The 4,968-nt window shown below is 69.2% G+C and carries 7 protein-coding genes; all 7 read right to left on the reverse strand.

The genetic code is table 11. From position 1 onward, the window contains the following. Positions 1-284 (reverse strand): aminotransferase class IV (locus Mterra_RS18790; protein ID WP_338025086.1); only part of this gene is annotated, 284 nt, incomplete at its 3' end. Positions 285-300: 16 nt separating this feature from the next. Next, positions 301-2,277 (reverse strand): chorismate-binding protein, encoded by a 1,977-nt coding sequence (locus Mterra_RS18795; RefSeq protein ID WP_119316531.1) that lies wholly within the window; start codon positions 2,275-2,277, stop codon positions 301-303. A gap of 76 nt (positions 2,278-2,353) precedes the next feature. After that, complete coding sequence (locus Mterra_RS18800) at positions 2,354-2,647, reverse strand: DUF2171 domain-containing protein (protein WP_218022970.1); 294 nt, start codon at positions 2,645-2,647, stop codon at positions 2,354-2,356. 158 nt (positions 2,648-2,805) lie between these two features. Continuing rightward, entirely contained in the window at positions 2,806-3,150 is a 345-nt protein-coding gene (locus Mterra_RS18805; RefSeq protein WP_119316532.1) for a type II toxin-antitoxin system PemK/MazF family toxin, read from the reverse strand. Next, on the reverse strand, positions 3,144-3,380 hold the full coding sequence (locus Mterra_RS18810; RefSeq protein ID WP_119316533.1) for a ribbon-helix-helix protein, CopG family: 237 nt from the start codon (positions 3,378-3,380) through the stop codon (positions 3,144-3,146). Before Mterra_RS18810 ends, Mterra_RS18805 begins: the two co-directional genes overlap by 7 nt. Positions 3,381-3,443: 63 nt before the next feature. Further along, positions 3,444-3,995: a Uma2 family endonuclease gene (locus Mterra_RS18815; RefSeq protein WP_119316534.1), complete on the reverse strand. Its 552-nt coding sequence runs from the start codon at positions 3,993-3,995 to the stop codon at positions 3,444-3,446. 38 nt (positions 3,996-4,033) lie between these two features. After that, positions 4,034-4,968: vitamin B12 dependent-methionine synthase activation domain-containing protein (locus Mterra_RS18820; RefSeq protein WP_275054852.1), on the reverse strand; the 935-nt coding region annotated here is incomplete at its 5' end.

The raw sequence follows: 4,968 nt of genomic DNA on the forward strand, positions 1-4,968 counted from the left end.
TTCCCGGGCTTCGGGGCGCTCGAGGCGTACCCCTCCGGGGCCACCGCCAGCCGAAGCAACAGGCCGGCGCGCGACCGGCGGTAGTGCTCGACCTCGCGCTCGAGCGCCCCGAAGCCCGGGAAGGCGATCCCCAGGGCGCGGGCGTGGCGGCGGAGGCGCTCGAGGTGTTCGGGGAGCCACAGCGGCTCGCCGGCCTCGAGGCGCAGCGTGGTGAACACGAAGAAGCCGTGCCACAAGGACTCGGGGAGCGGGGTGCCGACGGGTTCGCCGTTGATGCGGGTCATGGGGAGGGCCTCGAGGTCAGGAAGGGGCCGGCTCGGGCCGGCAGGCCGGCCCGTCCACGGGGCTCAGCGACAGGAAGTTGCTCAGCAGCACCATCCCGTACTCCGAGAGCATGCTCTCCGGGTGGAACTGCACGCCCCAGGCGGGGCCGCGGGCGTGGGAGACCGCCATGCACAAGCGCGCCCCCGGGACCCCGCCCTCGCCCCAGGTCCAGGCCTCCAGCCGCAACGCCGGGGGCAGGTCGCGGATGAGGAGGGAGTGGTAGCGCGTGAAGCGGGCCGGGCTCGGCAACCCGGCGAAGATCCCCTCGCCGCGGTGCTCGACCGGGAAGGCCTCGCCGTGGACGGGGCGGGGGGAGCGCTCGAGCCGCGCCCCCAGCGCCACCCCGAGCGCCTGGTGCCCCAGGCAGATCCCCAGGAAGGGCAGGCGGGCGGCGAGCGCGGCCCGGGTCCACTCGAGGGTCCGGCCCGCCGTCGCCGGCTCGCCCGGCCCCGGCCCGACGACGAGGTGGGTGGCCCAGGACAGGTCGGGGAGCTGGCCGTGGTCCAGCACGCGGATTTCGGCCCCTAAAGCGGCCAGGTAGTCCACGATGTTGTAGCTGAAGGAGTCGTGGTTCTCAAGGAAGAGCACGCGGGCCCCCAGGCGCCGCGCGGGCCGGGGCGGCTTCCAGGCGCTGTCGCTGCGCGGGGGGGCGGGGGCCTGCCCCTCCCGGCCCTGCCCCAGCGCTTGCAGCAGGGCCTCGGCCTTGGCCTGGGTCTCGGCGTACTCGCGCGTGGGCTCGCTCTCGATCACGACGCCCGCCCCGGCCGAGAAGTAGCCCGTGCCGCCCGCGAAGCCGAAGCTGCGGATGAGGATGTTGAAGTCGCACCCCTTCCCCGAGACGTAACCCATGGAGCCGGTGTAGGCACCCCTCGGCACGGGCTCGAGCTCGGCGATGGCGCGCATGACGCTCTCCTTGGGGGCACCCGTGATGGTCCCGCCGGGGAAGATGCTGGCGAAGGCTTCCCGCAAGGGGGCACGGCTACGCCCGCGCACCTCCGAGACCAGGTGCATGACGTGGGAGTAGCGCTCGAGCGTGAACGCCTCGCTCACCTCCACGCTCCCCGGCTCGCACACCCGCGCCAGGTCGTTGCGCAGGAGGTCCACGAGCATGACGTGCTCGGCCCGCTCCTTGGCGTTGGCCCGCAGCTCGGCCCCCAAGGCTTCGTCCTGCTCAGGGGTCTGGCCCCTGGGGCGGGTCCCGGCGATGGGCCGCGCGGTGATGACGCCCTCCCGGTAGTCGAACAGCCGCTCGGGGCTCCCCGAGACCACCGCGTAGCCCTCCCGGCGTACCGGCGAAGCCGGCCCCGCAAGGGAATCTGCCTCGCCCTCCAGCAGCCCCATGAAGGGGCTGGGGTTGTAGCGCCGCAGGGCCCGGTACAGGGCGAGCGGGTCCACCCCATCGGCCGCGAAGCGGAAGCGGTGGGAGAGGTTGACCTGGTAGACCCAGCCCGCCCGGATGCGCTCGTGCACCTCCGCAACGCCCGCCAGAAAGGCACGCTCGGGGTAGTCGCCGTGCAACTCGACTTTCGGCAGCGGTCGAGGCCCGGCCGGGACCGGGGCGAGCGCCGCGGAGGGGCTCTGGACGCGCCGCCCCTCGAGCCAGGCGTAGCCTTCGGGGTAGTAATAGAACGCCGCCTCGGGCAGCCCGGGCACGGGGGCGTGGGCGGGCAGCCCCAGGTGACGGGCGTACTCGTAGGCGAAGAAGCCGATCCAGGCCGGGAAATGCCCCACGCCCAGGCCCTGCTCGAGGTAGCGGAAGACCTCGAGCGCGTCCCCCACCGCCTCCCCGTCGAGGTAGGTGACGCCGTCCCAGACCTCGAGCCGCCGCGTGGCCCCCACCCCGAGCAGGGTCAGCCGCCCGAACGGGGTCACGACCCCGGCGGACTCGAGCAAGGCCGGGCGCAGGCCCAAAGCCCGGGCCCGGGCGTAGAGGGTGGCGGCGTCGTCCGGCATCGCCTCGATTGTAAGGAAGGGCGAGAAAAAAAGAAGCACGGGCTGAGTAGCCCGTGCCGGCCGGGGCTCGAGCGGCCTAGACTTCGTGCCACTCGTTGCGGACGGTCTCGGGGTCCTTGTTGAGGAACACCACGTTGCGCTCAGGGTCTACCTTAGCCACCCAAGCCAGCGGGATGAGATGATGCTTGCCGTCGGGCGAATCGCTCTTGGTCAGCTTGATGTAGACGCCCTCGATGCAGTCTACGGTCCCCACGTGAACCCCTTCGACGCCGTCGTGAGAGCCCTCCCCCATGGCGTGCACCATCATGTGCTCGCGGATTTCGCCCGCCGTATGGGGCTGGTTCTCACCTTCCGAGACGGCTTTATTCATGCTCCCACCTCCTTCACTGGGAGTTTGGAACACCCGCATATGCCCGGCCTGACGAGCGGCTGAGACGGGGCTGAGTGAGCCTCAGGACAGGGTTTTAGGTGAGAAGATGAGTCAAAGGCTGGAAGCAGAAGGAATCATGCGGGGGTAAGGCCGGTGGATCACAAACCCAGGACGCGCCGCAGCCCGTGGTCCACCTCGAGCATCAGCTCGAGCGGTAGCCGGCCAGCGCACTCCAGCAGGTCGCTTTTGTTAAGCGTCACAACCTGGGATACGTTGACGACGGAATCTTTCGGCAAGCCGCTATCGCCTGCGGCTACGAAGACGTTTCCAGGCATGTTGCGTAGGGCGAGGTTACGGGTAACGACTAACGCCAGTACCGTGTTAATGCGGCTAAAGTTGTAGCTGTTGCCCTGAACTATCAACACCGGGCGGCGATACCCGGGAACCGAGCCCTGTGGCTCTCCCAGGTCGGCCCACCAGATCTGCCCCCGTTCGATCACCATTCACCGGCCTCGAAGATCCTACGGGCCGCCTCCCGCGTGAAGGGCTCCGGCTTTTGCGGGTTCTTCTCCAAAAACTCGTTGAGCGCCTCGGTAAGGGCTTCGTCGCCGTATTGCCTGAGATAGGACTCCAGCGCCCGCCGGTACAGCTCACTCCGGGAAATCCCCAGGCTTCTGGCCAGCTTTTCGGCCTCCTCGAAAGTCTTATCCGGTAAGGAGATGGCTGTCTTCATGCCTCGAGTATGACCAGGTTATACCCAGCCTGCAAGGGCGGGCTCGGGGTCCCGAAGCACGGACTACCGGAAGATGTTTCTATACACGTCCAGCAACTCGATCGAGCCACCCAGGCACGGCAAGGGGATCTCCCCGCTCCCCACCACGTCTTCCTGCTGCCAGCGGCCGGTCGGGTCGCGGAAGAAGTGGCGGATGGTCATCGCCCCGGTATCCACCACGAGGTAGGTCTGAAGGCTGCTGAGGCTGCGATAGGCCCAGAGCTTCTCCCGAAGGTCGATGGTCTTCGTGCTCTCCGAGACCACCTCCACCAGGACGCAGGGGTCGGTTTCGTAGTACTCGTCCGCGGGCTCGGGCGCGCAGACGGCCATCACGTCGGGGTAGTAGAAGGCGTCCTCGAGCCGCAGCTTCATGTCGGAGGCGAACACCCGGCAACCCTTGCCGTCGGCGAGGTCGGCCAGCAGGCGCAGGACGTTCACCACGATGCGGTTGTGGCGACGGCTCGCCCCCGCCGTCGCATACATCACGCCCCCCACCAGCTCGTGCTTGACGGGGCTGTGGCGCTCGAGCTCGAGGTATTCCTCGGGCGTGAGCGGCTTGGGGAGGGGGTTGACCATGAGCTCAGTGTAGCCCAGCCCGCGGCGCCTGGCAGCCGCTACAGGTTGAAGTACTTCGCCGACGGGTGGTGCACCACGATCGCGCTCGTGGACTGCTCGGGGTGAAGCTGGAACTCCTCGGAGAGCTCCACGCCGATCTCCTGCCACTGCAAGAGGTCCTGGAGGTGTTTCTGGTCCTCCAGGCGCGGGCACGCCGGGTAGCCGAAGCTGTAGCGGCTGCCCTGGTAGCCCTGCTGGAACAGGGCTTGCAGGTCGGTGGCGTCGTCTTGGGCGATGCCGAGTTGCTGGCGCACGCGCTTGTGCCAGTACTCGGCCAGCGCCTCGGCCATCTCCACCGAGAAGCCGTGCCAGTAGAGGTAGTCCTGGTAGCGGTCACTGCCGAAGAGCTTCGCGGCGTGCTCGGAGGCCGCGCGGCCCATGGTCACGACCTGGCAGCCCAGCACGTCGCGCGCGCCGTTCTCCCAGGCGGCTTTTGGCATCCAGCTTTCCTCCTCGCCCACCGCGTCGGCGTGGCGGGGGCGGAAGAAGTCGGCGATGCAGAGGTGGCGGCTAGTACCGCCGCGTGCGGCGGCGCCCATCTGGCGGGGGAAGTCGAAGGCGAAGAGCTCGGCGCCGGTTTCGGGGTCGAAGACGACGAGCTTGTTCTTGTCGGAGGCCACGGGCCAGAAGCCGTAGGCCACGGCGGGCTCGAGCGTCCCCTCCCGTATGGCCTGCTCGAGCAACTGGCGGAAGATGGGCTCGGCCTCGCGCTCGAGCTTCTCGGCGTACTCCGCCTTGTCCATCTCCCCCCGGCGGAAGCCCCACTGGCCGCGGAAGAGGGCGTTCTTGTTGACGTACTGGGCGATCACGCCGAGGTCGAGCTCGCCGCCCTGGGCCTCGAGCCGGCCCCCCCGCTGCGGCAGCGTCTTCCCTTCCGCCCGCACCGCCTTGCGGCCCCAGAAGGGCGGGCGGAAGGGAAGACGCTGCCGCAGCG

This window comes from Calidithermus terrae (assembly GCF_003574345.1).
Taxonomy (GTDB): domain Bacteria; phylum Deinococcota; class Deinococci; order Deinococcales; family Thermaceae; genus Calidithermus; species Calidithermus chliarophilus.

Coding starts and splice junctions, on each gene's coding strand:
- Mterra_RS18805 (WP_119316532.1), bottom strand. CDS start 3,150: ATGGTGATCGAACGGGGGCAGATCTGGTGGGCCGACCTGGGAGAGCCA.
- Mterra_RS18800 (WP_218022970.1), bottom strand. CDS start 2,647: ATGAATAAAGCCGTCTCGGAAGGTGAGAACCAGCCCCATACGGCGGGC.
- Mterra_RS18810 (WP_119316533.1), bottom strand. CDS start 3,380: ATGAAGACAGCCATCTCCTTACCGGATAAGACTTTCGAGGAGGCCGAA.
- Mterra_RS18815 (WP_119316534.1), bottom strand. CDS start 3,995: ATGGTCAACCCCCTCCCCAAGCCGCTCACGCCCGAGGAATACCTCGAG.
- Mterra_RS18795 (WP_119316531.1), bottom strand. CDS start 2,277: ATGCCGGACGACGCCGCCACCCTCTACGCCCGGGCCCGGGCTTTGGGC.